Raw genomic sequence first — 1,480 nt, forward strand, 5'->3', positions numbered from 1 at the left:
GGTGTACGTTCTGGCCGTCTACGCGCTGGCCCGCCAGCGGTGGATGCGCCGGGTCATCGCCGAACACGGCCGCGTGGCGCTGTGGACCTACCTGGGCGGCGTACTCCTCGGAACGCAGCTGATCTTCGTCGTCGTCACGGTCGGGTCGTTCGGTCGCGGTGGCGCCTTCCAGTTCCACGCCGTCGTCGGGCTCGTGGTCGGCGCCGCGTTCGCGGCCTCGGCGGTCGGGAGCGCCCTCGACGAGCGGTTCGACCCTGCGACGGCCGTCACGGGCGGGCTCGCCGCCGCACTCGGGACGAACCTCCTGGTCCTCTCGGCGCTCGTGTACTTCCAGTACGGCCCGTACGTCCTGCCGGCCGCCGACTGGCTCGCCGACCTACTGGCGTCGGCGTAGCTAGTCAGGCTTTTGCCCCCGGATAGCCATTCCCCGGGCATGAACCGTCTCAAGCAGTCGTTGCTCGACGCCCCGATCATCGAAAAAGAGGGGTATCACTACTTCGTCCACCCGATCAGCGACGGCGTCCCGATGCTTCGTCCCGAGTTGCTCCGGGAGATTGTCATCAAGATCATCCGCAAGGCCGAACTGGAGAACGTCGACAAGATCGTCACCCCGGCCGCGATGGGCATCCACATCTCCACCGCCGTCTCCCTGATGACCGACATCCCAATCGTCGTCGTCCGCAAGCGCCAGTACGGCCTCGACGGCGAGGTGGCGCTCTCGCAGGTCACCGGCTACTCCGAGTCGGAGATGTACGTCAACGATGTCTACGAGGGCGACCGCGTGCTCGTCCTCGACGACGTGCTCTCGACCGGCGGCACCCTCTCGGGGATCACCGGCGCGCTCGAAGAGATCGGCGCCGACATCGTCGACATCGTCTGCGTCATCAAGAAGGACGACGGCCCGAACAAGCTCGCCGACGCCGGCTACGACGCCAAGACGCTCATCAACGTCGTCGTCGAGGACGGCGAGGTCGTCATCACCGACGACCAGGGCGACGACTGAGTCGGTTCCCTTCTCACACGGTTCCGACCGCGACCGCGCCGAAGTACAGCCCCGCGAGCACCAGCGCCCCGCCGACGACCCGTATCAACCGGCGAACGCCGTCGCCCGGCTCGTCGTCGGTCCCGTACTCGCCGCCGCGCTCGCCCGGGACGCGCCCGACCGTGTGCGCGCGGAGGATCGCCTCCGGCGCCGCGATCAGGACCGCGCCGAGACCGACGCCGAGGACCGCGGCCAGCAGCGTGCGGTAGTCCATTTCAGCTCCGCAGCTTCTCGATGCGTTTCTCCATCGGCGGGTGGGTCGCGAACAGCCGCGCGAGCCCGCGCTCCTCGCCGAAGATACACAGGGCGTTGACCTGCTCGTCGACCGCCGATTCGCTGGCGCGCTCGTTGCCGCGGCTGATCTTCTCCAGCGCGCGTGCGAGCGGTTCGCCCGAACCGATGGCCCCCGCGGCGTCGCTGTCGGCGACGTACTCGCGG

General features: G+C 68.7%; 3 protein-coding genes and 1 pseudogene. 2 read left to right on the forward strand and 2 right to left on the reverse strand.

Going from position 1 to position 1,480, the window contains the following annotated elements:
* Together C475_RS23825 and hpt are read left to right on the forward strand one after the other, a co-directional pair.
* Positions 1-394, forward strand: a pseudogene (locus tag C475_RS23825) (hypothetical protein); the annotation flags it as partial.
* Positions 395-433: 39 nt separating this feature from the next.
* Positions 434-1,003, forward strand: a complete 570-nt coding sequence (gene hpt / locus C475_RS08630; protein WP_006883430.1) for a hypoxanthine/guanine phosphoribosyltransferase — start codon at positions 434-436, stop codon at positions 1,001-1,003.
* A 13-nt stretch (positions 1,004-1,016) separates the two neighbouring features.
* Here the strand turns inward: hpt and C475_RS08635 are convergent, their stop codons facing one another.
* Complete coding sequence (locus C475_RS08635; protein ID WP_006883431.1) at positions 1,017-1,256, reverse strand: hypothetical protein; 240 nt, start codon at positions 1,254-1,256, stop codon at positions 1,017-1,019.
* A 1-nt stretch (position 1,257) separates the two neighbouring features.
* Positions 1,258-1,480 (reverse strand): M48 family metallopeptidase (locus C475_RS08640; RefSeq protein WP_006883432.1); only part of this gene is annotated, 223 nt, incomplete at its 5' end.

Origin of the sequence: Halosimplex carlsbadense 2-9-1 (genome assembly GCF_000337455.1) — an archaeon.
Lineage (GTDB): Archaea > Halobacteriota > Halobacteria > Halobacteriales > Haloarculaceae > Halosimplex > Halosimplex carlsbadense.